This is a genomic window from Bradyrhizobium sp. IAR9 (assembly GCF_013408065.1).
GTDB lineage: Bacteria > Pseudomonadota > Alphaproteobacteria > Rhizobiales > Xanthobacteraceae > Bradyrhizobium.
The window spans coordinates 164,199-189,008 of sequence record NZ_JACBZW010000010.1; the positions used below are offsets into that span (position 1 = coordinate 164,199).

Genomic DNA, 24,810 nt, shown 5'->3' on the forward strand with positions numbered 1-24,810 from the left:
CAAACTCACGCGGCTGCGGCAATGCGCAAATGATCGGCGATCCAGCGATCGAGATCGGCGAGTGCCAGTGCGCTCATCGCCTGCTTCTTGGCCACCGTCTTCTCGTTGCCGCGCAGGCGCGTGCCGTCGGGCTTCTTCGTCGGCGCGGTCTCAAGCGGTGGGAATAGACCGAAATTGATGTTCATCGGCTGGAACGAGCGTGTGCCGGGCTCGATGGTCTCGATATGGCCGCCGGTGATGTGGCCGAGCAGCGATCCGAGCGCGGTCGTGCCGGGCGGGCTGACAAGCGTCTCGCCGCGCGCGTCCGCGGCTGCATAGAGACCGGCGATCAGGCCGACGCTGGCCGATTCCACATAGCCCTCGCAACCCGTCATCTGGCCGGCAAAGCGCAGACGCGGCTGTGCGCGCAGGCGCAGCTGACTGTCGAGAAGCTTTGGCGAGTTCAGGAAGGTGTTGCGATGCAGGCCGCCGAGGCGGGCGAACTCCGCCTTCTCCAGCCCGGGAATAGTGCGGAAGATGCGCTGCTGCTCGCCGTATTTCAGCTTCGTCTGGAAGCCGACGATGTTGTAGAGCGTGCCGAGCTTGTTGTCCTGGCGCAGCTGCACGATCGCGTAGGCTTTGGTCGTAGGATCGTGCGGATTGGTGAGACCGACCGGCTTCATCGGGCCGTGGCGCAAGGTCTCGGGGCCGCGCTCCGCCATCACTTCGATCGGCAGGCAGCCGTCGAAATAGGGCGTGTTGGTTTCCCACTCCTTGAACTCGGTCTTCTCGCCGGCGATGAGCGCGGCGACGAAGCCGTCATACTGCTCCTTGGTCATCGGGCAGTTGATGTAGTCCGCGCCGGTGCCGCCGGGGCCGACCTTGTCGTAGCGCGACTGAAACCAGGCCACCGACATGTCGATGGATTCGCGGTGCACGATCGGCGCGATTGCGTCGAAGAAAGCGAGCGCGTTCTCGTCGGTCAACTCGCGGATGGCATGGGCGAGCGGTGCGGAGGTGAGGGGGCCGGTGGCAACGATGACGTTGCTCCAGTCGGCCGGCGGCAGGCCTGCAACCTCGCCACGGGCGATCTGAATCAGGGGATGGTCGTTCAGCGCCTTGGTGACGGCCGCGGAGAAGCCGTCGCGGTCGACGGCGAGCGCGCCGCCGGCGGGCACCTGGTTGGCGTCGGCTGCGCGCATGATCAGCGAATCGAGCCGGCGCATTTCGGCATGCAGCAGGCCGACGGCGTTGTTGGCGGCGTCGTCCGAGCGGAACGAATTGGAGCAGACGAGCTCGGCGAGCCCGTCGGTGCGGTGCGCTTCGGTCATGCGGGTCGGCCGCATCTCGTGCAGCACCACGGGCACGCCGGCCTTGGCCACCTGCCAGGCGGCTTCAGAGCCGGCAAGGCCGGCGCCGATCACGTGCACGATGTTGGATTGAGGTCCTGTCATGGGGCGGACAGGTAGCGCTTTTCGGCGTGGAGTGGAATCGCCGAGATCGAGTTTTCTGCCGCTAGATACGACAACGCCCGCACGAGGCGGGCGCTATCGGTCCGTTCCGGTGGAAGGGCTGAAACGATATCAGCCCTGATACTGACCGGCGGCAACGCGCGGGATGTCCGAGCGATCGAGGCCGATATCGGCCAGTTCGCGATCGCTGAGCTGGGACAGCTCGGCAACATTGCGCTGATAGTCCCGGAAGGCCTGGATCATGCGGATGAGCGAGAGCAGCATTGGTAGTCTCCTGTAGTTCGATTCAACCCTTGCCCGGGCTGCATCGTTGAAATGAATATAAGTGAGAGTGTTGCGGTGCGAAAGTTCCGATGTTGCGATGCAGCTAAGCGAGTAACGCATACCGCGAGTAAGGGAGGCTTAACCTCTCGCCAGTCCCGCCCAAGGCTTGAACTGTATGGACCGAATCTGGCGACAAACTTCCGTGAAATCACGGGTTTAAGGGCTGTCGACTGATCTCGATCATAGCCGAAATAAGTTGCGTGCCTGTCACCAGCAAGTCGGGTCGTCAGCTTCTACACCCAAGTCGGGCATGCGCGATTCGCATGAGACGAAAATCGTTATTTTGAATATAGATTCATTATTTGTGGGATGGACTGTAGGCGCGAATGGGGTCCCACGGGCTTTTTCGCGGCAGGATGCGTCGGAACGGCCCATTCGCACCCACGATGGCGCAGCGCACACGCCGAGCGTGTGACGATGATTACCGGGATGTAATGAAAATCAGAAATTTCGCATGCGGCTCTGCGTGATGCGCAACATCACGCAATTCTCGCGGGGAATTTATTGCGGCAAGTTGCCGCGTCCGGGGGAAAGTCATGTTGCAGAGGCCGGCAATGTCGCTGGTCCTGTCTCAAGAACAAGAGAAGGAAGTAACATCATGACGAAGTTACTCGGGGTTATCGCAATTGCCGCCGTCGCGTTCGCCGTCGCGCCGGCCGAGGCCGCCAAGCACGCCGCGGGTGGTTGCAGCTCGGCCAACCTGGAGAAGACGGAGACCGCGATCGAGAACATGGCCGACGGCGACAGCAAGTTCGTCGCGCAGAAGGAGATCGCGGCTGCCCAGGATTCGCTGCTCAACGGCAAAATGGGTGCGTGCGGCGCGCATCTGAACAAGGCGATGCACGCCACCATGGCTAAGTAAACGGGTAGGCAAACGCACGAGAGAGGGCCGGTCAGACGATCGGCCCTACGCGTTTGTTGATGGGTCTTTAAGGGGCGCGCGCCAGCTGGGTGGCGAAATAGGCGACGGTCTTGGAATAGACCTCGCTCTTGTTCCACTGCTGGAGCACCGCGAAATTCGGACTGCCCGGCTGCCAATCCTTGCCCTTCTGCCAGCCATAGCCGGCAAGATAATTGGCGGTGGAGGCGAGCACGTCGGGCGCGTTGTGCAGGAGGTCGCGCTTGCCGTTGCCGTCGAAATCGACGGCGTATTTCATCCAGGACGACGGCATGAACTGGGTCTGGCCGAGTTCGCCGGCCCAGGCGCCCTTCATCTCGGCTGGCACGAGATCGCCGCGCTGGACGATGCGCAGTGCGTCGAGCAGCTCGGCGCGAAACTGCTCGGCGCGCCGGCAGTCATAGGCCAGTGTGGCGAGCGACCGGATCGTGGCGAACTTGCCGGTGTTGACGCCGAAATCGGTCTCCAGGCCCCAGATCGCGACCAGAACCTCGCCGGGGACGCCATAGGTTTGTTCGATGCGCGACAGCACCGAGCCGTACTGCTTCATCCTGTTGGAGCCGCGTTCCAGGCGCGGCGGCACCATGCGGCCGGAAAATTCCTCGAAGGTCTGGGCGAAGACCTTTTGCGAGCGGTCGCGGTTGAGCACGCTTTGATCCAGCGTCACGCCGGCGAGACCAGATGCGATGGCCTGCTGTGAGATCCCCTTGGCCGCAGCGTCGGTCTTGAAGTCCGCAAGCCAGGCATCGAAATTGCCCGAGCCGCAGGCAACCGCGGCGAACGCTGGCTGGGCGGACAGGATTGACGCGGAGAGGGCGAAGGCTGCGAGAGCGAGACGAGAAATCGTCGAGGTCATTCGAGGTAATGAATTCCGTGAAGCGATCTGACCGGGGCGCGCAATCTCGATCGGAACCGCGGCCAAAGCAAGGCGTGCGACAGGCCGCGATCCTGCCCGAACCAGGACAGGATCGCATGTCACGATATCGTCAGGCGTCCGTCCTGTTACGCCAGGGGAAGAGGTTGGCCGGGAAGTCGGCAGCCGACTTGCGCGGACGATGCGGCGGGGGCGGCACCGGACGTGCACCGGGCTCCGAGACGATCACCTTGCGGTAGAGATGCCAGGTGGCATGGCCGAGCAGGGGGATCACCACGGCAAGGCCGAGGAACGCCGGGATGGTGCCGAGCGCGAGCAGAACCGCTACGATCACGCCCCAGGCCGCCATCGGCACCGGGTTCCTCGCGATCACGCGCAGCGAGGTGCTCATCGCCTCGAACGCGCCGGCGTGGCGATCCAGCATCAAGGGGAACGACACGACGCTGATGCAGAGCGCGGCGAGCGCGAACAGGAAACCGGCGCCGCAGCCAACCACGATCAGCCACCAGCCCTGCTGCGTCGTCAGCACGCGCGTCATGAAGTCCGAGATTCCGGTGACGCCCTCATAGCCGAACGCCGCAACATAGATCGCCTGCGCGGTCGCAACCCAGGTCACGAACAGCGCGAGCAGCAACGTGCCGAGGCCGAGCATCGCTCCGAACGAGGGCGAACGCAGCACCTCCATCGCATCCCAGGCGCTTGCTTCCTCATAGCGTTCGCGCCGGCTGGAAAGCTCGTAGAGACCGAGCGCTGCGAAGGGGCCGATCAGCGCGAAGCCGGCGGCGAGCGGAAACAGCAGTGGCAGCACCGAATAGCCCATCACCACACGGGCGAGCACGAGGCCGAGCACCGGGTAGATCACGCAGAGGAGGATGGCGTGGCTCGGCACGGCCTTGAAATCTTCCCAGCCGCGCCTGAGCGCATCGTGCAGATCAGACAGCTGGATGGTTCGGATCACCGGTCCAGCCGCATCCGCGGGCTGGGCCATCGTGGGGACATTGCCCTGGTAGAGTGTAGCCATGGTCGCTAGCTCCCTTGCCGAGCGGCCGAATTCGGCGCCGGCAAACGGCGCAAGCGGCCGCCATTCTCTGAAGTCCCGCGATCCCGACCAGACGCGAATTCCGGACGACATCGCGAGCTGAGCTGGAAGCGTACGCCCATTTCCGAGTCCTGTCCTCACGCTTGGGTGAAATTCGATGCCGCATCGCAACCTCGACGATGTCATTCGGTCGTCATTTCGCCGCAGATAAGCTGATGCTGCGTGGTGGTTCGCAGAACTTCGCGGGCGCTACGCAGTAACTTGGTCTATAAGTGCCACTCAAGGCCCTTCCAACGGATCCTTTTCGGGGAGCAGACATGAGCATTTTCGGGAAAATCATGAGCGCGATCTTCGGCGGCCAGCCGGCTTCCGCCGCGCCCGCCGGTGGCGCGGCGCCGGGTAGTGCGCCCGCAGGGGCCGCGCCTGGAGCGTCGGCGCCGGCTTCCGCGCCCATGGCGGCGGTCGATGTGGCGGCGATCGTCGACAAGGCGGTGGCCGCGCACAAGGGCGAGAAGCTGGAATGGCGCACCTCGATCGTCGACCTGATGAAGGCGCTCGACATCGATTCCAGCCTCGCTGCGCGCAAGGATCTCGCCAAGGAGCTCGGCTACAGCGGCGACATGAACGACTCGGCCAGCATGAACGTCTGGCTGCACAAGCAGGTGATGTCCAAGCTCGCCGCCAATGGCGGCAAGCTGCCGCCTGAGATCAAGCACTGACCGCAAGCACTGACCGAATGCCGGTCGTGCCGCAGGGGCTCGCGATCGCGCGGGCCCTTTTTGCTTTCAGCCGACCAGATCCGCATTCTCCGGATGCCTGTCGAGATAGTCGACCACGAAGCCGCAGCCGGCGATCACCTTGCGGCCGTCGCGCCGGATCAAGTCCAGCGCGCCCTTGATCAGCTCGGAGGCGATGCCGCGGCCGCGCAGCGCGCGGGGCGTCTCGGTGTGGGTGATGATGACCGCCGTCGAGGTCAGCCGGTAATTGGCGAAGGCGACCTCGTTGCCGACATCGAGTTCGAAGCGGCTCCTGTCCTTGTTGTCCCGTACCGATGCCACCATGCAAGATCCTTCCGACGTGCGTCTGAGGCGTTGATCTAGGAGCCCGTCCCCGTCCTTGGCAAGGCGCGGCCATGGGAGCTTGCCGCACGGCAGATATCTGCAAACGCGCGTGCCTGTAGCTGCAGTGCAGTATGAGAAGCCATCCCTGGTGAACACCACGCCGGCTCCAATAATTACCGGCGCCACTCTTGCAAGTTCCACGGCGGCTCCCACGTCCTCTCAAGGACATACGCCCGAATGCGGCCGGCAGGGTCGCTAGACATTCGGAGTGTCATGATTGCCAGCCGCAGACGTATGCCTCTTTGGAGGAGGTTACGATGTCGGACTTTGGTTTCTTGAATACTCATCGGACATGGGAAGACTGGTGCGGGATGCTGCTCGGCGCGCTCATCGTGGCTTCGCCGTGGTTTCCCGTCCAGGATCCGGCGATTGCCGGGCACCCGACGGCGATCCTGAATGCGGTCGCAATCGGCCTGGTCGTATTTGGCATCAGCCAGCTCGAATATGTCGCCTTGCAGCGTTGGCAGGAGGTGACGACGATCCTCGTCGGACTGTGGCTCATCGCCTCGCCTTACGCCCTCGGCTATTCCGCTGACGGCTTTCTCCGCATCTACCACACGAGCCTCGGCGCGGCGGTGGTGCTGTTGGGCATCCTTCAGCTGTGGCAGGACTGGGATCTGAATGATCAGGACATGCTCAAGCACGGACGATAGGCCGTAGCTGTCGGCAGGCCCGCTGGCTACGGGCGGCGGGCCTGTGCTCTCACCTCGCCACGAGGTCCGCATAATCCGGATGTTTTTCGATCCATGCCTTCACGAACGGGCATTGCGGGATCAGCTTCAATCCGGCGGCGCGGACTTGGTCGAGCGCGCCTTGCACCAGCTTCGAGCCGACGCCCTTGCCGCCGAGCTCCTTTGGTACGTCGGTGTGCTCGAACGTGATGACGCCGCCGTCGAGCTTGTAATGCTCGGTCGCAACATGGCCCTCGACCTCGAGCTCGAAGCAGTGTTGGTCCTTGTTGTCGATGACGTCGCTCATGTCGTCGCACCTCCAATTGCGATCCTCGCGCGAAGCGGTAACGCGCGGTCAGGTCGCCTGGTTTCAGTAGCTGAGGTCGTTCGGTTCACTCGGCCGCTTTGGCGAGCCTGGAATCTTCGGGCTGCTGCGGCGGGCGCAGGCACCCCTGGCAGATGACCAGGGAGCGGTTGACCCTGGCATCCTGCTCGGCCTCGCTGCCGTCCTGCGCTTGTAACCACTCCTTCGAATGGGGCTGAAGCCCGGCTTGCGAGCCGTTCCGCTCGGATCGGGCCGAGGTCCGCGCTGGCTGTGCTGCTGCACGCGACCGATTGGGATCTTCGCCGGCGCCATCCCAGGCATAACGTGCAGGCTTGAAGGCGGGATCGGAGGCCAGATACGCCTGTGGCGCCACGGCACATCCGGCGAGCGCCAGCGACAACAGGAGGAAGGCGGGCGCTTTGACCATGATGCGACACTCTGTACGCGAGAACAGAGGAAGGGTGCGCCGATCATGTTTAAAAATCTCTGAACGATTGCGGCCGCGCCGGCGACAAACGCGCATGCGCTATTTGATGCTTCTGCTCGCTCTGTTCGCCTCCGCCGCGCGCGCCGAGGATGCAAAGCCGTTCAATCCCTCCGACTATCCGCCCGGCGTGCAGAAGGCAGTGCGCTACGCCAATGAGGAATGCACCAGCCAGGACGGTGGCGAGGTGACCTTCGCGCCCGATACGGTGCGCAAGATCGACCTGACCGGTGACGGCCGCGACGACTACATCGTCGATTTCCAGGACACCAAATGCGGCGATCGCGAGACGACCTATTGCGGAACTGGCGGCTGCGTCATCAACATCCTGGTGACGCTGCCGGACGGCAACATTCGCCCGGTGTTTGACGGCTATGTCCTCCGCTACAAGATCATGGCACCGCCGATGAAGCGCGGCGCTGCGCGCATCGTCCGCTTCGATCTTCATGGCAGCTTCTGCGGCGGCTTTGGCCCGCAGACCTGTGTCAAGCAGAAGGCGATCACGGCGACGCCGTTTGCGTTCAAGCAGCCGTAGGGGAGCCGTGCATCCGGCGGCCTTGCAGGGGCGCGGGCGATGGCGATAAATGGGCTGCAATGAGCCGGCGGCCAGCGCGCCGCCCGCCCTCGAAGAGGAATCCCCATGCAGCCCCTGCGCATGTCGCGCCGCGTCATGAATCTCGCTTACATGCTGACCCAGAATGCCCGGCGGCATGGCGCGCGTCCCGGTTTCGTCTGGGGTGACAAATCCTGGAGCTGGCGGCAGATCGATGCGCAGGTCTCGGCCTTGGCTGCAGCGCTCGCCGCGCGTGGCATCGCCAAGGGCGACCGCATCCTGGTCCATTCGAAGAATGGCGACGAGATGTTCTTCTCGATGTTCGCCGCGTTCCGGCTCGGTGCGGTCTGGGTGCCCACCAATTTCCGCCTGATGCCGGATGAGGTCACCTATCTCGCAGAGGCCTCCGGCGCCAAGGCGTTTCTGTGCCATGTCGATTTTCCCGAGCATGCGGCGGCCGTGAAAGGCGGCGCGCTCGAGTTCACCTGGAGCGTCGACGGCAAGGGCGCGTTCGGCGAGCGCTCGGTTGCTGATGCCATTGCCGCTCATGCCGGCGCCAATGTCGCGAATGTCGCCGTCGAGCACGACGATCCCTGCTGGTTCTTCTTCACCTCGGGCACCACCGGCCGCTCCAAGGCCGCGGTGCTGACCCACGGCCAGATGGGCTTTGTGATCACCAACCATCTCGCCGATCTGACGCCCGGCGTCACCGAGGATGACGCCTCGCTGGTGGTGGCGCCGCTGTCGCATGGCGCCGGCGTGCATCAGCTGGTTCAGACCGCGCGCGGCGTCTGCACTGTCTTGTTGCCGACCGAAAAATTCGACATCAACGAGGCGTTCCGCCTGATCGAGTCTCATCGGGTCGCCAATCTCTTCACGGTGCCGACGATCCTCAAGATGATGGTCGAGCACCCCGCCGTCGACAAATACGATCATTCCTCGCTGCGTCACGTGATCTATGCGGGCGCGCCGATGTATCGCGAAGATCAGAAGACCGCGCTGAAGAAGCTCGGCAAGGTCATCGTGCAGTATTTCGGCCTCGGCGAGGTCACCGGCAATATCACCGTGCTGCCGGCAGCGCTGCACGATCCCGAGGACGGCCCGCACGCCAAGATCGGCACCTGCGGCTTCGAGCGCACCGGCATGCAGGTCTCGATCCAGGATGATGAAGGCCGCGAGCTCGCAGCCAACCAGAGCGGCGAGATCTGCGTGATCGGGCCGGCGGTACTCGCTGGCTACTACGACAATCCTGATGCCAATGCGAAGGCGTTCCGCAACGGCTGGTTCCGCACCGGCGACCTCGGCCACATGGACGAGGAGGGGTTCGTCTACATCACCGGCCGCGCCTCCGACATGTACATCTCCGGCGGCTCCAACATCTATCCGCGCGAGATCGAGGAGAAGATCTTGACTCATCCCGCGGTCGGCGAGGTCGCCGTGCTCGGCGTGCCCGATCCGACCTGGGGCGAGGTCGGCGTCGCCGTCTGCGTGGCGCGCGAAGGTGCGAAGGCGGTGAGCGAGGCCGAAATGGCGGCGTTCCTTTCGCCGAAGGTGCCGCGCTACAAGATGCCGAAGCGGTTCTTCTTCTGGGAGGCCTTGCCGAAATCCGGCTATGGCAAGGTGCCGAAGCGCATGGTGCGTGATGAGCTCGAGGCGCGCGGGCTGCTCGATCTCGACAAGACGAAGGCGGGCTGAGCGCAGGTGATGCGGAATATCAAGCAGCCGGGCGCGCCCATCGCGGAACGCATTCAATGGGTGGAGGCGAGGGGGCGCGCCTTCTCCTTCACGCTTCAGGCAGGTCTGCCGCTGCTGGAAGCCGCGCGGCGCGGCTTTGCGGCCGAAGGTTTTACGAGCGGCGTGCTGAACTTCAGGCAGGGCGCGCTCAAGCCTTTCGCCTATGTCATGCCGGCGCTGTCGAAGACCGGCGAGAACGCGGCGTTCTACAGCGACACGTACCGGCCCGGCGGCGTGACGCGCACGAAGCTCGGCTCCATGACGCTCGGCACGCGCGACGGCGCGCCGTTCTTTCACTGCCATGGGCTGTGGACGGAGGCGGATGGCAAGGCCAGCGGCGGCCACATGCTGCCAGACGAGACTGTTGTCGCCGAACCGTTCGAAGTCGACGCCTTCGGCATTGACGGCGCGATGTTCGCTGCCGAGCCCGATCCCGAGACCAATTTCAAGCTGTTCGGGCCGGTGGCGGCTGCGCGCAGTGGCGCACGCACGACGAGCCGCGCCTTCGCGCTCCGGCTGCGCCCCAATCAGGACTTTGCCGGCGCGCTCGAAGAGTTCTGCCGTGCGCACGGCATCGCGCGCGCGAAGATCCATGGCGGCGTGGGCTCGACCATCGGCGCTCGCTTCAGCCATGGCAGGGTGACCGAGCCTTTCGCGACTGAGCTTGCGGTAACGGCCGGGCTGATCGGGCCCGGGCCCTCTGGCGCGCTCGAAGCCGCGCTCGACGCCGCGCTGGTCGACTACACCGGCGGCTTGGCGGAGGGGCGCCTGGTCCGCGGCGACAATCCCGTGCTGATGACGATGGAGCTGGTGCTGGAGGCGCTGGACTAGGCTGCGACCGGGGCTCGCGCCGGGAGCCCCCTGCCACTTGCGTGGCAATATTGTTCCCGTTACGTTCCGGCTTGGAATGCCGGTCGCGGAACGGACGGAGAGACGCCTATGAGCCGGCGAGGTCATCGCACGATCAACCTGCCGGCGCCGTATCTGAAGCGGATCTGGCTCGACCCGTCGAAAGTTCACGATCGCGAGGCTTATCCGTTTTGCCTGCCCATCTTCCCGGATGATTTCGAGCTCAGCTTCGACACCGCCATCACGATCATCGTTGGAGAGAACGGCACCGGGAAGTCGACGATCCTCGAAGGCATCGCATCGCTCGCCGGCTACGACGATGCCGGGGGCGGCAAGGGCTACATGCCGGTCGATCATTCAGAGGCGCGCGAGAAGATGGGCGGCCAGCTCGGCAAGGCGCTGCGCGCGAGCTGGCTGCCGAAGATCAGCAATGGCTGGTTCTTTCGTGCCGAGAGCTTTTTCTCGGTCGCGCGGTATCTGGACAAGGCCGCGCGTGACGCCGGCCAGGTCGGTCCCGATTTCCTGTCGCACTCCCACGGCGAAGGCTTCCTGCGCTTTTTCGAGGAGCGCTGTCAGCGCCAGGGCATCTTCATCTTCGACGAGCCGGAATCGGCGCTGTCGCCGGCGCGCCAAATCGAGTTCTTGAAGCTGCTGCGACGCATGGAGGATTCCCGGATCTGCCAGGTCATCATGGCAACGCATTCGCCGATGCTGATGGCTTACCCGAATGCGCGGCTGCTGCGGCTCGGGAAATACGGGCTGGAGCCGGTGACGGTCGAGGCGACGGATCACTACCGGCTGATGCGCGAGTTTTGTTCGGATCCGCACGGGTTCGTCGAGGCGACGCTGGCGGAATGAATGTACCATCCGGTGCTCCTTCGCGCGGTTTCCCGTTCTCGCGGCACATCGTGCCCGAGCTTTTGCTTCACGTGCCGCCCTCAAAAATGCCGAGGGCGCAGGGAAGGCCGGGTGCCGGCTGGCACCCGCGGTCCACTGTGCGAAAGCGTGTGCTTAAAAAGCTGCACAGCGGCATACAGGTGAAGCCAAACATCCGGCCTTCCCTGCGCAGTGGTTTTACGGCTTATGTCGTGATCTCCCCGGGGAGCGATGCACTATTGCCCCCGTCGCCTTGCGGATAGCTGATGCGGCGCCCGGTCGGGCCGCAACATCACCGCAACACTTGGCGCACAGGCCCCGGGCGCCAGGACCACACGATTTTGCCGTACGCAGGCTGCACCGGTCGTGTGCGCGTTAGTCCTTGCTCACGGTGTGACCCGCCCTGCAAACCACCTTCGCGCCGACGCAGCCCGCGTCCACCACGTCCCATCCCGCGTGTCGTGACGATCGCGATGCGCCCCTCGGCCGGGCTGGGATGCCCTTCTATACGATAATCCGAACTTCTGATAAAGAGAAATATTTCGGTTCGGTGGCGTTGACCCTCCCATGGGTGTTTTGCCCGCCGGGTCGCGCAACAGCTTGTGGGTCGTGCCGAGCTCCGCCGCAACGGCGCCACGAACCGGTCTCCCCTCGGCCCCAAAATGCGCTAGGATGACCGCAGCGCGCATTCCAAGTCGCGCACGATCAACTGGACGTATGAGGAAACGAGATGAGGGTGACGATTGGACGGCGCACGGCCATGGCTGCGGCGCTGGCTGTGGTTGGGGCGGCAGGCTTGACGGCGACCTTGGGTCCGGTTTTTTCACCGGCGGCCTGGGCACATGGGCCGACCCGGCAGAAGGTGCGGGAATCCATCGAGATCAACGCGCCGCAGGACAAGGTCTGGGCCGCGATCCGCAACTTCCAGGACATGGGCTGGCTTCCGCCCGTCACCAAGACCACCGGCGAGAAGGGCAACGAGGTCGGCGCGACGCGCCAGCTGACGCTGACGGGCGGGGCGACTGTCGATGAGGAGCTCTACAAATACGAGCCCGACATGATGAGCTATTCGTACCGGATCACCAAGGTCGACGTGAAGGTGCTGCCGGTGACCAATTATTCCTCGACGTTGACGGTGTCGCCGGCTTCCGACGGCAAATCCAAGCTGGAATGGGCCGGGGCGTTCTACCGTGGCTTTCCCAACAACGATCCGCCGCCGGAGCTGAGCGACGAGGCCGCGATGAAGGCCGTGAGCGGGCTCTACAAGACCGGCCTCGAAGCCCTGAAGAAGAAGATCGAGAGCGGTAGCTGATCGTGCGGATGCTGGTTCTGGCGGCGCTTGCCGCCAGCCTTTGTCATGCCCGCCTCGGCAGCGCCGCTGCCGAGGAGGCGTTCGTCACCAACCAGCTCAGCGACGATCTGATGGTCGTGGATCTCGCCGCCGCACGCAGCGTCGCGACCATCCCGATCGGCGGCAAGCCGGCCGGAATCGCCGTCAGCGCCGACGGACGCTTCGCCTATGTCACGAGCCCGGATGCCAAGGCGGTGACGGTGGTGGACGCCGCAACGCGGCAGGTGACGGGCCGGATCGAGGTCGGCGGCGGGCCGCTCGGCATTGCGGTGGCGCCCGATGGCAAGTCCGTCTATGTCGCCGATTGGTACGCGGCGGCGGTGCGGGTGATCGATGCGGCCTCGCGCAGCGTCACAGCCAGCATCGCGGTCGGCGCTTCGCCATCGGGTCTTGCGGTGACGCCCGACGGCAAGCTGCTGCTCTCGGCGGACCGCGACGACGACAGCGTCTCGGTCGTGGACACCGCGACGCGCCAGCGCAAGGCGACGATCAAGGTCGGCACCCGTCCGTTCGGCGTTACCATCGATGCCGACGGCAAGCGCGCCTACACCGCCAATGTCGGCTCCGACGACGTCTCCGTGATCGACATTGCAGAAGGGCGCGAGATCGGCCGCGTGCCGGTCGGCATGCGCCCCTATGCGGTGGCGCTGACGCTAGGCCGCGGCTTCGTCACCGATCAATATGGCGGCACCGTCAGCGTGTTCGATCTGGCGAGCCTGAAGCCGATCAAGCGCATCAATGTCGGCGACTACCCTGAGGGGATCAACGCCACCGCCGACGGCAAGCGCGTCATCGTGGCGTGCTGGGAAAGCAACACGCTTCATATCATCGACGCAGCCGAGCTGAAAGTGATCGGCGAGATCAAGACAGGCGACGGCCCACGCGCGTTCGGGGCGTTCTTGCGCAAGACGGAGTAGGGGGTGTAGGGCGGATTAGCGCAGCGTAATCCGCCATCTTGCATCGGCGATCGATCGGCGGATTACGCTGCGCTAATCCGCCCTACGATTACACACCGCGTCTGCAATCTCCTCCATCCGCTCAAACACGTGATCCGGCCCGTGTGCCCGCAGCGCTGCCGGTGCCGCATAACCCCAGCACACCGCGCCGCAGGCAATCCCGACGCTGCGTGCCGCCTCGATGTCGCGCACCTCGTCGCCGATCGCGATGACCTGGCCCGGCTCCACGCCGGCGCGGCGGATGACGCGGCGGAATTTCGCGGGCTTGCCGAACAGCGAAGCCGAGCAGTCGAAATGCGAAAACAGCGCGGCTGCCTCGCCGAGTTTTTCGCGCGCATTGGCCTCGCTGTCGGACGTCACCAGCGCGAGCTGCACGCCGCTGTCCGCCAGCGTCCGCAGCATCGCCTCGATGCCCGCAAACAGCGAGATCTCGCCAGTTGCCTCCGCCTTCAGCCGCCGCGCATGCCGCGCGATTGTCGGTAGCTTCCACAGCGGCACTTCGAGGCGGCTGAGGATCTCCCGCGTCGAAGCATGCCGCAGCCCCTCGACGTCCTCATCCCGCACGCGGCGAAAGCCGAAGCGGTCGGCGATGTCGTTGACGGTGCGCAGGAACCACGGAAAGCTGTCGGCCAGCGTGCCGTCGAGATCGAAGATGGCGAGGGCGTAGGGCATGTGAGGAAAGGCTCCGGATGTCGCTTCGTCCATCCGGCGATTGAACTAGAATTTCCACACGGTGTCTTCGGTCCAGCCCAACGCAGCGAACTCGGCGGCCCGGAGCGGGGCTTCGCCCTCGGCGAAGAACTCGTCGAGCTGAGGCGGGGCGACGGCTGTCTCGGACAGCATGGCGTGCGCCTGACCGCGATGATGGATCTGATGCTGGAAGAGATGCATCAGGAGCCGGTCGCGGCGCTCGGTTTGCACCTGCGTGTCGCGATTGATCTTCACGATGTCATCGAGTCGTGCGGGCGTCAGCGTATCGCAGATGGCGATCAGCCGCTTGTCGAGCGCGGCTTGAGCGGGCTTCAGCGCGGCAAGGGAAGGGTACGGCACCTCGTTTTTCCAGGCCGCCGGTCCGAGCCAGCCACCCTCCAGCGCATCGATATAGAAGAGATCGATGACATGGATGTGGTTCAGGGTGCGCTGCAGGCTCGGAAAGAAGCCGGTGCGGTGGGCTTCGAATTCAACCTGGGACAGCGCGGCGCAAGCCGAGAGCAGCCGATGGTTGGCCCAGGCATTGTTGTGGGCGAAGGCGCGATAGGTCTGCACGAGTCCAGCGGACATGTTGGTTCGTCCCGATCGGATAGTGGCGGATTACGCTACGCTAATCCGCCCTACAGCGCTGCGGCTTCAATGCAAAGCTGCTACTCCGCCGCCTCGCTCGTGCTCCTTCGCTTCGGCTTCCGTGCCTTCTTCAGCACCGGCTCCAGGAATTTGCCGGTGTAGCTCCGCGGCGCCTTGGCGATGTCTTCCGGCGGGCCCCAGGCGACGATCTCGCCGCCGCCGTCGCCGCCTTCGGGGCCGAGGTCGATGACCCAGTCGGCGGTCTTGATGACTTCGAGATTGTGCTCGATGACGACGACCGTGTTGCCCTGCGCGACCAGCTCGTGCAGCACCTCCAGGAGCTTCTTGACGTCGTGGAAATGCAGGCCGGTGGTCGGCTCGTCCAGGATGTAGAGCGTGCGGCCGGTGGCGCGCTTGGACAGCTCTTTTGCCAATTTGACGCGTTGCGCTTCACCGCCCGAGAGTGTTGTCGCCTGTTGGCCCACGTGAATGTAATCGAGACCGACGCGGTGCAAGGTTTGAAAAGTCTCGCGCACGCGCGGCACCGCCTTGAAGAACTCGGCGGCTTCCTCGACGGTCATGTCGAGCACGTCGGCGATTGACTTGCCCTTGAACAGGACTTCGAGCGTCTCGCGGTTGTAGCGCTTGCCCTTGCAGACGTCGCAGGTGACGTAGACGTCGGGCAGGAAGTGCATCTCGATCTTGATGACGCCGTCGCCCTGGCAGGCCTCGCAGCGGCCGCCCTTGACGTTGAAGGAGAAGCGGCCGGGCTCGTAGCCGCGCGCCTTGGACTCGGGCAGGCCGGCGAACCATTCGCGGATCGGCGTAAAGGCGCCGGTATAGGTTGCAGGGTTCGAGCGCGGGGTGCGGCCGATCGGCGACTGGTCGATATCGATGATCTTGTCGATGTGCTCGAGGCCCTCGATGCGGTCATGCGGGGCGGCGCCCTCGCTGGCATTGTTCAGCTTGCGGGCGATGGACTTGTAGAGCGTGTCGATCAGCAGCGTCGACTTGCCGCCGCCGGACACGCCGGTGACGGCGGTGAACAGGCCGAGCGGAATTTCGGCGGTGACGTTCTTGAGATTGTTGCCGCGCGCGTTGACCACCTTGATGGTGCGGCGGTGGTTCGGCGGGCGCCGCTCCGGCACCTCGACCTCGAGCTCGCCGGTCAGGTACTTGCCGGTCAGCGATTTCGGGTTGCGCATGATCTCGGCGGGCGTGCCTTCGGCAATGATGTTGCCGCCATGCATGCCGGCGCCGGGGCCGATGTCGAGGACGTGGTCGGCGAGCAGAATGGCGTCCTCGTCATGCTCGACCACGATCACGGTGTTGCCGAGGTCGCGCAGCCGCTTGAGGGTGTCGAGCAGGCGCGCGTTGTCGCGCTGGTGCAGGCCGATCGAGGGCTCGTCCAGCACGTAGAGCACACCGGTCAGGCCCGAGCCGATCTGCGAGGCCAGGCGGATGCGCTGGCTCTCGCCGCCGGACAGCGTGCCGGAGGAGCGGGACAGCGTGAGGTAGTTGAGGCCGACGTCGAGCAGGAAGGTCAGGCGCTCGCGGATTTCCTTCAGGATGCGGCCGGCGATCTCGTTCTGCTGCGCGTTCAGCGCCTCCGGCACGGTCTCGAACCATGCACCGGCGCCCTTCACGGACAGCTCGGAAATCTCGCCGATATGCTTGCCGCCGATCTTGACGCAGAGCGCCTCGGGCTTGAGCCGAAAGCCCTTGCAGCCCTCGCAGGGCACGTCGTGGAAATACTTCGCCAGCTCCTCGCGCGCCCACTCGCTCTCGGTCTCGCGATAGCGGCGGTTGATGTTGGTGATGACGCCCTCGAACGGCTTCTTGGTGTCGTAGGAGCGCACCCCGTCCTCGTAGGAGAACTTGATCTCGTCCTCGCCGGAGCCGTGGAGGATGGCGTTCTGCGTCTTCTTGGCCAGGTCCTTCCACTTGGTGGTCAGCGTGAACTTGTAGTGCTTGCCGAGCGCGGTCAGCGTCTGCACGTAATAGGGCGACGACGACTTGGCCCAGGGCGCAATCGCGCCCTTGCCGATCGCGAGCTCCTTGTCGGGGATGACGAGGTCTTCGTCGACATGCTGCTCGACGCCGAGGCCGCCGCAGGCCGGACACGCGCCGTAGGGGTTGTTGAACGAGAACAGGCGCGGCTCGACCTCGGGGATGGTGAAGCCGGAGACCGGGCAGGCGAACTTTTCCGAGAACAGGATGCGCTCGGGGCCGCTCTTGTCGTGGATCTTCGCCGTCTTCTTTTTCTCTTCCGCGGGCGCGGCCGCGGGTGCGTCGGCGAACTCGACGACGGCAAGGCCCTCGGCGAGCTTCAGCGCGGTCTCAAAGCTCTCGGCGAGGCGCTGGCCGATGTCGGCGCGCACCACGATACGGTCGACGACGACGTCGATGTCGTGCGGGAATTTCTTGTCGAGCGTCGGCGCCTCGGCGAGCTCATGGAAAGTGCCGTCGATCTTGACGCGCTGAAAGCCCTTCTTGAGCCATTCGGCGAGCTCCTTGCGGTACTCGCCCTTGCGGCCGCGCACGACGGGCGCGAGCAGATAGAGGCGGGTGCCCTCGGGCAGCGCCAGCACGCGGTCGACCATCTGCGAGACGGTCTGGCTCTCGATCGGCAGGCCGGTCGCCGGCGAATAGGGCACGCCGACGCGCGCCCAGAGCAGGCGCATGTAGTCATAGATCTCGGTCACGGTGCCGACGGTGGAGCGCGGGTTCTTCGACGTCGTCTTCTGCTCGATCGAGATCGCCGGCGACAGGCCGTCGATCTGGTCGACATCAGGCTTCTGCATCATCTCGAGGAACTGGCGCGCATAGGCCGACAGCGATTCGACGTAGCGGCGCTGGCCCTCGGCATAGATCGTGTCGAAGGCGAGCGAGGATTTGCCGGAGCCGGAGAGACCGGTGAACACCACCAGCTTGTCGCGGGGAATCTCGACGTCGATGTTCTTGAGGTTGTGCTCGCGCGCGCCACGGATCGTAATTGCGCGCAGGCTGGAGCCCGCGTTCTGTTGTTGGCGCTTCGCCTTGATCACTTCATCCATCCGAGTTGCCCTCAAGGAATCCCATGGGTGCGCGACCGCGCCAATAAAAAAGGCGCGCTCGCCCGGAACCGGGATCGGCGCCGATGGGGTTGTCAGCGAACGTAGGAAGAACGGAGACGGATTTCCAGTGGGACTTGCGAATCGTCAACGGAATGTTGGCGCGCTGGCGGCATCTGGCAGCAGGAGCGTTGCGGAACTGCGCGACTAGCGTGCTCGCAAAAACAAAAAGGCCGGCGCAAGGCCGGCCTTTCGTGACGAAGGGACGTCGGTAGCGATCAGGACTTCAGATCAATACCGGGCGACCACGGGGCCGCCGAAGGTGTAGTTGAGGCGGACGGTGCCCATGTCGACGTCCTGCTTGATCCGGTCGATGCGGTCGTTGACGCCGAGGATCGTGAACGAGTTGTTGCGCTTGCCCATGAACAGATGGTCGTATTCGATCGCAACAGACCAGTTCGGTGCGAAGCCGAATTCGATGCCGGTGCCGACCGCGCCACCCCAGCGGGTCTCGCTCGCGCTGTCGAGAACGACGCCACCCAGCAGACCGTTATATTTGGCGTGCGTGACGGCCGCGCCACCCTTCACGTACCAGAGCACGTTGTTCCAGGCATAGCCGACCTGGCCGGTGAACAGGCCAATTGCGTCGATCTTGGTCTGGTTGACCAGCGGGCCAAGCACCAAGCTCGTATTCGAGCCCTTCAGGTTGGCCCAGTCGCCCTGAGCTTCGAGGCCGAACACCCAATTGGCCGACTGCCAGCGGTAGCCGACCTGGCCGCCGACGACGCCGCCGGTCGCATTGTGACAGCCTTCAGCCGTGTCCGGACCGGCAATGCCGAAGATATTGTTGACGTCCCAGCAGTTGCGGCTCGAGGCGCCGCCGCCGTTGATACCGATGTAGAAACCGCTCCAATTGTACATCGCGATCGGCGCGACCGGAGCCTTGGTGTAGGGGCGGGCCGCCAAATCGGCCGCCGAGGCGGGTGCCAACGCGCTAAGTGCGAACAAGCTGGCCGAAGCCAGCAAAAGCTTCTTCATATCCATTCCCCAGTTCCGTTTCTCTTTCTGGACCTCCGAAAAGCGGAAGAGCCAGCGGACCGATGACCCGACTAATGTCATTGCTTTACACCATTAAAGCCAAAGGTTGTGTCACCCGGGGGCCACATCTCTGCGAAAACGCGAGCGAGTCGGTTGGCGCGCAAAAAACAAAAAGGCCGGCGCGAGGCCGGCCTTTCGTAACGCGAGGCGTTGAAGTGTAGCTTAGTACTTGGCAACAACCGGGGCGCCGAAGTGATAGTTCACGCCGACCTGCACGGTGTGGAAGTTGAGCGTGCCGGTGGTGACCGGAGCGCCGAGACCGGAGAAGTAGGTCTCGCCGCCGAGGCTGCGATAGAGGTACTCGCCCTTGACCGACCACTGCGGAGCGAAGAACGCCTCGACGCCGGCGCCGACGGTCCAGCCCGAGTGGAACTTGCTGTCGGAGACAGTCACGCCGAGCGCGCTGACGCTGACCTTGTTGTCGATCCAGGCGTAACCACCGGTGCCGTAGAACAGCACGTTGTTGACGGCCCAGCCGATGCGGCCGCGGACGGTGCCGAGCGCGTCGGTCTTGGACGACACGGTGATGCCGAGAGCAGTCGCCGAGGCGCTGACGTCAGCCCAGGAACCGTCGGCCTCGATGCCGAACACGACGTTGCCGGCCTGCCAGTTGTAGCCGGCGGTGCCGCCGACGAAGCCACCCTTCATCTTCGGGTCGCCGGAAGCGTTTTCCCAGGCGCCGCCACCGACGATACCGAGATAGAAGCCGGTCCAGTTGTAGACGGCAGCCGCCGGAGCGATCGGAGCCTTGGTGTAGGGGCGGGCTGCGAGGTCGGCCGCCGAAGCGGGCGCAGCGAGAGCGAACAAACAGGCCGAAGCCAACAAAACCTTCTTCATTTTCAACTAATCCCAGTCCCAGTTTCTGTTGTTGCCTTCCTGACCGGAAGGGCAGCGGACTCAACGGCCCAACTAATGCCGTGCTTACACCACTAAAGCCGCAAGTTGTGTCTCCGAAAAGCCACAGCAGTCGAAAAGGTGATGGTTACTGACTTATTGCCCCCCGTTCATGTCTCGCCAAACGAAAAAGGCCGGCGCGAGGCCGGCCTTAGACGTCAATGATGTCAGAGGGATATCAGTACCGCGCGACGCCCTGCGCACCCCAGTTGAAGTGATAGTTCACGCCTGCCTTGACCGTGTGGACGGTATCGGTCCACTCGGACCGGTTGGTCACGACGGGGCTATACTGAATCGTGCTCTTGCCGAAGTCGATATAGTTGTATTCGACCTTGGCCGACCAGTTCGGAGCGAACATGTATTCCGCGCCGGCGCCGACGGTCCAACCCCAGCGGGTGTTGTTCTGGATGAAGACGTTTCCGGGGATGCCATCGTAGCGATGCTGAATGTCGCCGACCGCAGCGCCGCCGCTGACGAAGAAGAGAGCGGGGCCGGTCGAGTAGCCGAGACGGCCCTTGATGTCGCCGAAGCCGCGGATTCTCGTGAAATAGGTGTCGCCGAGGCCGGCATTGATCTCGGCCGAACGACCGTTGATGTCAGCCCAATGATAGTCGCCCTCGATGCCGAACACCCAGTTGGCCGCCTGCCAGTTGTAGCCGACCACGCCACCGACAAAGCCGCCGGTGGTGTCGTAGTTCTGACTTCCCGCAAAGAGCGCCGTATTCGGACCGCCAAAGAAGGTTTCGTCGCTGCGGCCCCAGGCACCACCGCCCTGCACACCGAGGTAGAAGCCGGTCCAGGTATAGATCGGAGCGGGGGGCGCGACCGGCGCCTTTGTATAGGGACGCGCTGCGAGATCCGCAGCACCGGCCGGAGCCGAGAGGGTCAGCGCAACCGCGCCGGCGAAGCCAAACAAAATCTTCTTCACTGTAATCTCCCCAGTCGTGTCCGCCTCTCTGAGTTCCCCAAGGCGGACGATCAGGCGCGAGGCCCATTGCATCAATTCCAGGCACGACGATAGCTCGATTCTGCGGCAGAGTCCGTGCCCGGAGTGCAACAGTTGGATGTAATCGACCTACCTCTAACTTAATGAATGTTAAGTAGTTTTTGCCGTTCACGGGAACCCGATTTGGTTCCATCCCGATTGCCATCGCAGCGCCATCTGGATGCCATCGCGTCTCCACATTTGGCGGCGATTTCTGGAGGAACAAATCTGGAACGGATCGCCGGTCGGTGCTATATGTGGGGATAACCTCGGGGGTGATGGGCTGATCAGCCCCTGCAAGCGTATAGGGTCGCCTTAACAGGGCGCAGAGGAACGCGGGCAGCGCGCTCGGCCTTAGGAAATTCAGTGGCATTCGGAGTGGAGAGCGGCGATGGCGGGAAGCGTCAACAAGGTCATTCTGGTTGGAAATCTCGGCAAGGATCCTGAAATCCGCCGCACTCAGGACGGGCGGCCGATCGCGAATCTGAGCATCGCCACCTCCGAGACCTGGCGCGACAAGAACAGCGGCGAGCGCAAGGAAAAGACCGAGTGGCATCGCGTCGTGATCTTCAATGAAGGGCTCTGCAAGGTCGCCGAGCAATATCTGAAGAAGGGCGCGAAGGTTTACATCGAGGGTGCGCTCCAGACCCGCAAATGGACCGACCAGAGCGGCGTCGAGAAGTACTCGACCGAGGTCGTGCTCCAGGGCTTCAATTCGACGCTCACGATGCTCGATGGCCGTGGCGGCGGCGGAGGAGGCGGCAGCTTCGGCGACGAGCCGGGCGGCGATTTCGGCTCCTCTGGTCCCGTCAGCAGCGCGCCGCGCCGTCCCGTCGCCGCCGGCGGCGGTGGCCGCAACAGCGACATGGACGACGACATCCCGTTCTGAGCACGGACCGGAACGATGAGGGGGCGCTGGCCGGCTGAGCGGCGCCTTCTCATTTCGTGTCAGCAAACCTTACTAATCGGCAGGAAGGGCTCGGGTTTTCCGGGCCCGCTTCATGTTTGGGTTGAACTCGGATTGCCCAGCGCAATCGCGTCGAAGGGCGTGTTGGCGCGCGATCGACAAGGGGTCCCAGAGGCGATTTCGGAAGGCCTGTTCCGGGTCCCTCCGAGACGCTTCCCTTAAGGCCGTAAGTTATTGGAAAAATAAGCGGAAAAAGCGCTTCCCTGAAGCCTGCGAGGGTGGTTATCAGGGTCTCGATGCGCTATATGATTCCCAGATAAAACCTCACCGGATTTCCCCTTGGCTGACGACGACGACAAGCCCGGCGACCAGCCGGGGCAACCCTCGGATATTCGCCCCGTCTCCATCTTCGAGGAGATGAAGAAGTCCTATCTCGACTACGCCATGAGCGTGATCGTGGCTCGGGCGCTGCCTGATGCCCGGGACGGTCTGAAGCCGGTGCACCGCCGCATCCTGTTCTCGATGAATGAGCAGGGGCACACGCCCGACAAGAAGTACGTCAAATCCGCCCGCGTGGTCGGTGACGTCATCGGTAAGTATCACCCGCACGGCGACCAGTCGATTTACGACGCCATGGTCCGCATGGCGCAGGACTTCTCGATGCGCGTGCCGTTGATCGACGGCCAGGGCAATTTCGGCTCGGTCGATGGCGATCCCCCGGCTGCCTATCGTTACACCGAAGCGCGCCTGACCAAGGCCGCGCTGGCTCTGCTGGCCGACATCGACAAGGACACTGTCGACTTCCAGCCGAACTACGACAACAACGAGACCGAGCCGTCGGTCTTGCCGGCCAAGTTCCCGAACCTTCTCGTCAACGGCGCCGGCGGCATCGCGGTCGGCATGGCGACCAATATCCCGCCGCACAATCTCGGCGAGGTCATCGACGCCTGCGTCGCGCTGATCGACAACCCCGCGCTCACCATCGACGAGCTCATCAACATCGTGCCCGGACCGGATTTCCCGACCGGCGGCGTCATTCTCGGACGGCAGGGCATCCGCTCCGCCTATCACCTCGGCCGCGGCTCGATCGTCATGCGCGGCAAGGTCGCGATCGAGACCATCCGCAAGGAGCGTGAGGCGCTCATCATCACCGAGATTCCCTACCAGGTGAACAAGGCGACGATGGTCGAGCGCATCGCCGAGCTGGTGAAGGAAAAGAAGATCGAGGGCATCGGCGACCTGCGCGATGAATCGGATCGCGAAGGCTACCGCGTCGTCATCGAATTGAAGCGCGACGCCGTGCCGGATGTGGTGCTGAACCAGCTGTACCGTTTCACGCCGCTGCAGACCAGCTTCGGCGTCAACATGGTTGCGCTCGACAGCGGCCGTCCTCGGATCATGCATCTGAAGGACCTGCTCGCGATCTTCGTCGATTTCCGAGAGCGGGTCGTCACGCGGCGCACCAAGTACCTGCTCGCCAAGGCGCGCGACCGCGCCCATATTTTGGTCGGTCTGGCGATCGCGGTTGCCAATATCGACGAGATGATCCGCGTGATCCGGACCTCGCCGGACCCGACCACCGCGCGCGACACGCTGATGTCGCGCGACTGGCCGGCCCGGGACGTCGAGGACATGCTGACCCTGATCGACGATCCCCGTCACCGCATCAGCGCGGACGGCACGATCCGGCTGTCGATGGAGCAGGCGAGGGCCATTCTCGACCTGCGCCTTCAGCGCCTCACCGCACTCGGCCGCGACGAAATCCGCGACGAGCTCGACAAGCTTGCCGGCGAGATTGCCGATTATCTCGACATCCTGCGCTCGCGCGAGCGCGTGCTGGGCATCATCAAGACCGAGCTTGCCGAAGTGAAGGCCGAGTTCGCCACCCCGCGGCGCACCGTCATCATCGAGCAGGAAGGCGAGGTCGAGGACGAGGACCTGATCCAGCGCGAGGACATGGTCGTCACGGTGTCCCACGCCGGCTACGTCAAGCGTGTGCCGCTGTCGGCCTACCGGGCGCAGCGCCGCGGCGGCAAGGGCCGCGCCGGCATGCAGACCCGCGACGAGGATTTCGTCAGCCGCCTGTTCGTGGCTTCCACGCACACGCCGGTCCTGTTCTTCTCCTCGCGCGGCCAGGTCTACAAGGAGAAGGTCTGGCGTCTGCCGATGGCCGCGCCGAACGCGCGCGGCAAGGCGCTGATCAACATCCTGCCGCTGGAGCAGGGCGAGCGCATCACCACCATCATGCCGCTGCCGGAGGACGAATCCACCTGGGGCGAGCTCGACGTGATGTTCGCCACGACAGGCGGCAATGTCCGCCGCAACAAGCTGTCAGACTTCGTCGACGTCCGCCGCTCCGGCATCATCGCCATGAAGCTGGACGACGGCGAGTCGATCGTCGACGTGCAGATCTGCACCGAGCGCGACGACGTGCTGCTGACCGCCGCCGGCGGCCAGTGTATCCGCTTCCCGGTTCCTGATGTGCGCGTGTTCACCGGGCGCACCTCGATGGGCGTGCGCGGAATCGCGCTCGGCGAAGGCGACAAGGTGATCTCGCTGGCGATCCTGCGCCACGTCGAGACCACCTCGGACGAGCGCTCGGCCTACCTGAAGATGCGCCGCGCCGTCGCCGGCGAAGCTGCGGCCGAAGATGCCGCCGCGGACGCCGAGGCCGAGGAGACCTCCGGCAGCTTCCAGCTCGCGCAGGAGCGTTACGCCGAGATGTCGGCGCAGGAGCAGGTCGTGCTCACCGTCTCCGTCAACGGTTATGGCAAGCGGACATTGTCCTACGAGTACCGCACCACCGGCCGCGGCGGCAAAGGCATCGTCGCCATGAGCGTCAACAACCGCAACGGCAATCTGGTCGCGTCCTTCCCGGTGGAAGATGCCGACCAGATCATGCTGGTCACCGACAAGGGCCAGCTGATCCGCTGCCCGGTCGAAGGCATCCGCATCGCCGGCCGCTCGACGCAAGGCGTGATCGTGTTCGACACCGCCGAGGACGAGCATGTCGTCTCGGTCGAGCACATCACCGAAGAGGCCGAGAGCGGGAATGGCGAGAACGGGAACGGGGCGTGATGCCCCGT

Annotated in this window: 24 protein-coding genes; 11 read left to right on the plus strand and 13 right to left on the minus strand. The window is 64.3% G+C overall.

Annotated features, from left to right (window positions below; genetic code table 11):
- Window positions 1-5: 5 nt before the first annotated feature.
- Window positions 6-1,433 (minus strand): methylenetetrahydrofolate--tRNA-(uracil(54)-C(5))-methyltransferase (FADH(2)-oxidizing) TrmFO, encoded by a 1,428-nt coding sequence (trmFO, locus tag GGD67_RS25240; RefSeq protein WP_179736588.1) that lies wholly within the window; start codon window positions 1,431-1,433, stop codon window positions 6-8.
- 129 nt (window positions 1,434-1,562) lie between these two features.
- Window positions 1,563-1,715, minus strand: coding sequence for a DUF1127 domain-containing protein (locus GGD67_RS25245; RefSeq protein WP_007590701.1), 153 nt, complete (start codon window positions 1,713-1,715; stop codon window positions 1,563-1,565).
- Between the two features lie 658 nt (window positions 1,716-2,373).
- Between GGD67_RS25245 and GGD67_RS25250 the strand changes: the two genes are divergently transcribed.
- A complete protein-coding gene (locus GGD67_RS25250) occupies window positions 2,374-2,637 on the plus strand; it encodes a hypothetical protein (protein WP_179736590.1) in 264 nt (87 codons plus the stop codon).
- Between the two features lie 67 nt (window positions 2,638-2,704).
- On the opposite strand, the gene GGD67_RS25255 is transcribed toward GGD67_RS25250, so the two are convergent.
- Window positions 2,705-3,529: a lytic murein transglycosylase gene (locus GGD67_RS25255; protein ID WP_018317895.1), complete on the minus strand. Its 825-nt coding sequence runs from the start codon at window positions 3,527-3,529 to the stop codon at window positions 2,705-2,707.
- 130 nt (window positions 3,530-3,659) lie between these two features.
- A complete protein-coding gene (locus GGD67_RS25260; protein ID WP_179736592.1) occupies window positions 3,660-4,568 on the minus strand; it encodes a DUF2189 domain-containing protein in 909 nt (302 codons plus the stop codon).
- Between the two features lie 335 nt (window positions 4,569-4,903).
- Here GGD67_RS25260 and GGD67_RS25265 point away from each other — a divergent pair, with 335 nt between their 5' ends.
- Entirely contained in the window at window positions 4,904-5,305 is a 402-nt protein-coding gene (locus tag GGD67_RS25265; RefSeq protein WP_026201930.1) for a DUF3597 domain-containing protein, read from the plus strand.
- A gap of 66 nt (window positions 5,306-5,371) precedes the next feature.
- Here the strand turns inward: GGD67_RS25265 and GGD67_RS25270 are convergent, their stop codons facing one another.
- Entirely contained in the window at window positions 5,372-5,647 is a 276-nt protein-coding gene (locus tag GGD67_RS25270; protein WP_018317899.1) for a GNAT family N-acetyltransferase, read from the minus strand.
- A 371-nt stretch (window positions 5,648-6,018) separates the two neighbouring features.
- Between GGD67_RS25270 and GGD67_RS25275 the strand changes: the two genes are divergently transcribed.
- The gene (locus GGD67_RS25275) at window positions 6,019-6,360 is read left to right on the plus strand and encodes an SPW repeat protein (RefSeq protein ID WP_312013773.1); all 342 of its coding nucleotides are present in this window, start codon (window positions 6,019-6,021) and stop codon (window positions 6,358-6,360) included.
- A gap of 49 nt (window positions 6,361-6,409) precedes the next feature.
- Here GGD67_RS25275 and GGD67_RS25280 read toward each other — a convergent pair whose 3' ends face one another.
- Entirely contained in the window at window positions 6,410-6,685 is a 276-nt protein-coding gene (locus GGD67_RS25280; RefSeq protein WP_179736594.1) for a GNAT family N-acetyltransferase, read from the minus strand.
- Between the two features lie 85 nt (window positions 6,686-6,770).
- Window positions 6,771-7,130: a hypothetical protein gene (locus GGD67_RS25285; protein WP_179736596.1), complete on the minus strand. Its 360-nt coding sequence runs from the start codon at window positions 7,128-7,130 to the stop codon at window positions 6,771-6,773.
- A gap of 94 nt (window positions 7,131-7,224) precedes the next feature.
- On the opposite strand from GGD67_RS25285, the gene GGD67_RS25290 reads away from it, so the two are divergent.
- From GGD67_RS25290 to GGD67_RS25315, 6 genes are all read left to right on the plus strand, one after another.
- Window positions 7,225-7,722: a hypothetical protein gene (locus GGD67_RS25290; protein WP_179736598.1), complete on the plus strand. Its 498-nt coding sequence runs from the start codon at window positions 7,225-7,227 to the stop codon at window positions 7,720-7,722.
- Between the two features lie 105 nt (window positions 7,723-7,827).
- Window positions 7,828-9,435: an acyl-CoA synthetase gene (locus GGD67_RS25295; RefSeq protein ID WP_179736599.1), complete on the plus strand. Its 1,608-nt coding sequence runs from the start codon at window positions 7,828-7,830 to the stop codon at window positions 9,433-9,435.
- A gap of 9 nt (window positions 9,436-9,444) precedes the next feature.
- The gene (locus tag GGD67_RS25300) at window positions 9,445-10,305 is read left to right on the plus strand and encodes a PCC domain-containing protein (protein ID WP_179736601.1); all 861 of its coding nucleotides are present in this window, start codon (window positions 9,445-9,447) and stop codon (window positions 10,303-10,305) included.
- A 108-nt stretch (window positions 10,306-10,413) separates the two neighbouring features.
- On the plus strand, window positions 10,414-11,181 hold the full coding sequence (locus GGD67_RS25305) for an AAA family ATPase (protein WP_179736603.1): 768 nt from the start codon (window positions 10,414-10,416) through the stop codon (window positions 11,179-11,181).
- A 748-nt stretch (window positions 11,182-11,929) separates the two neighbouring features.
- Window positions 11,930-12,511 carry an SRPBCC family protein gene (locus GGD67_RS25310; RefSeq protein WP_179736605.1) on the plus strand — a complete coding sequence of 194 codons (582 nt, stop codon included), beginning with the start codon at window positions 11,930-11,932 and terminating at the stop codon, window positions 12,509-12,511.
- A gap of 2 nt (window positions 12,512-12,513) precedes the next feature.
- Window positions 12,514-13,467 carry a cytochrome D1 domain-containing protein gene (locus GGD67_RS25315; protein WP_179736607.1) on the plus strand — a complete coding sequence of 318 codons (954 nt, stop codon included), beginning with the start codon at window positions 12,514-12,516 and terminating at the stop codon, window positions 13,465-13,467.
- Between the two features lie 72 nt (window positions 13,468-13,539).
- Here the strand turns inward: GGD67_RS25315 and GGD67_RS25320 are convergent, their stop codons facing one another.
- From GGD67_RS25320 to GGD67_RS25345, 6 genes are all read right to left on the minus strand, one after another.
- Window positions 13,540-14,178 carry an HAD family hydrolase gene (locus tag GGD67_RS25320; protein ID WP_179736609.1) on the minus strand — a complete coding sequence of 213 codons (639 nt, stop codon included), beginning with the start codon at window positions 14,176-14,178 and terminating at the stop codon, window positions 13,540-13,542.
- Between the two features lie 45 nt (window positions 14,179-14,223).
- Window positions 14,224-14,787 (minus strand): DinB family protein, encoded by a 564-nt coding sequence (locus GGD67_RS25325; protein WP_179736611.1) that lies wholly within the window; start codon window positions 14,785-14,787, stop codon window positions 14,224-14,226.
- A gap of 80 nt (window positions 14,788-14,867) precedes the next feature.
- A complete protein-coding gene (uvrA, locus tag GGD67_RS25330; protein ID WP_104464777.1) occupies window positions 14,868-17,843 on the minus strand; it encodes an excinuclease ABC subunit UvrA in 2,976 nt (991 codons plus the stop codon).
- A gap of 288 nt (window positions 17,844-18,131) precedes the next feature.
- A complete protein-coding gene (locus tag GGD67_RS25335; protein WP_026201934.1) occupies window positions 18,132-18,878 on the minus strand; it encodes an outer membrane protein in 747 nt (248 codons plus the stop codon).
- A 222-nt stretch (window positions 18,879-19,100) separates the two neighbouring features.
- Window positions 19,101-19,775 carry an outer membrane protein gene (locus GGD67_RS25340; protein ID WP_018317911.1) on the minus strand — a complete coding sequence of 225 codons (675 nt, stop codon included), beginning with the start codon at window positions 19,773-19,775 and terminating at the stop codon, window positions 19,101-19,103.
- Between the two features lie 235 nt (window positions 19,776-20,010).
- The gene (locus GGD67_RS25345; protein ID WP_179736613.1) at window positions 20,011-20,760 is read right to left on the minus strand and encodes an outer membrane protein; all 750 of its coding nucleotides are present in this window, start codon (window positions 20,758-20,760) and stop codon (window positions 20,011-20,013) included.
- A gap of 448 nt (window positions 20,761-21,208) precedes the next feature.
- On the opposite strand from GGD67_RS25345, the gene GGD67_RS25350 reads away from it, so the two are divergent.
- On the plus strand, window positions 21,209-21,706 hold the full coding sequence (locus tag GGD67_RS25350; RefSeq protein ID WP_018317913.1) for a single-stranded DNA-binding protein: 498 nt from the start codon (window positions 21,209-21,211) through the stop codon (window positions 21,704-21,706).
- 357 nt (window positions 21,707-22,063) lie between these two features.
- Window positions 22,064-24,802 (plus strand): DNA gyrase subunit A, encoded by a 2,739-nt coding sequence (gene gyrA / locus GGD67_RS25355; protein WP_179736615.1) that lies wholly within the window; start codon window positions 22,064-22,066, stop codon window positions 24,800-24,802.
- Window positions 24,803-24,810 lie beyond the last annotated feature (8 nt).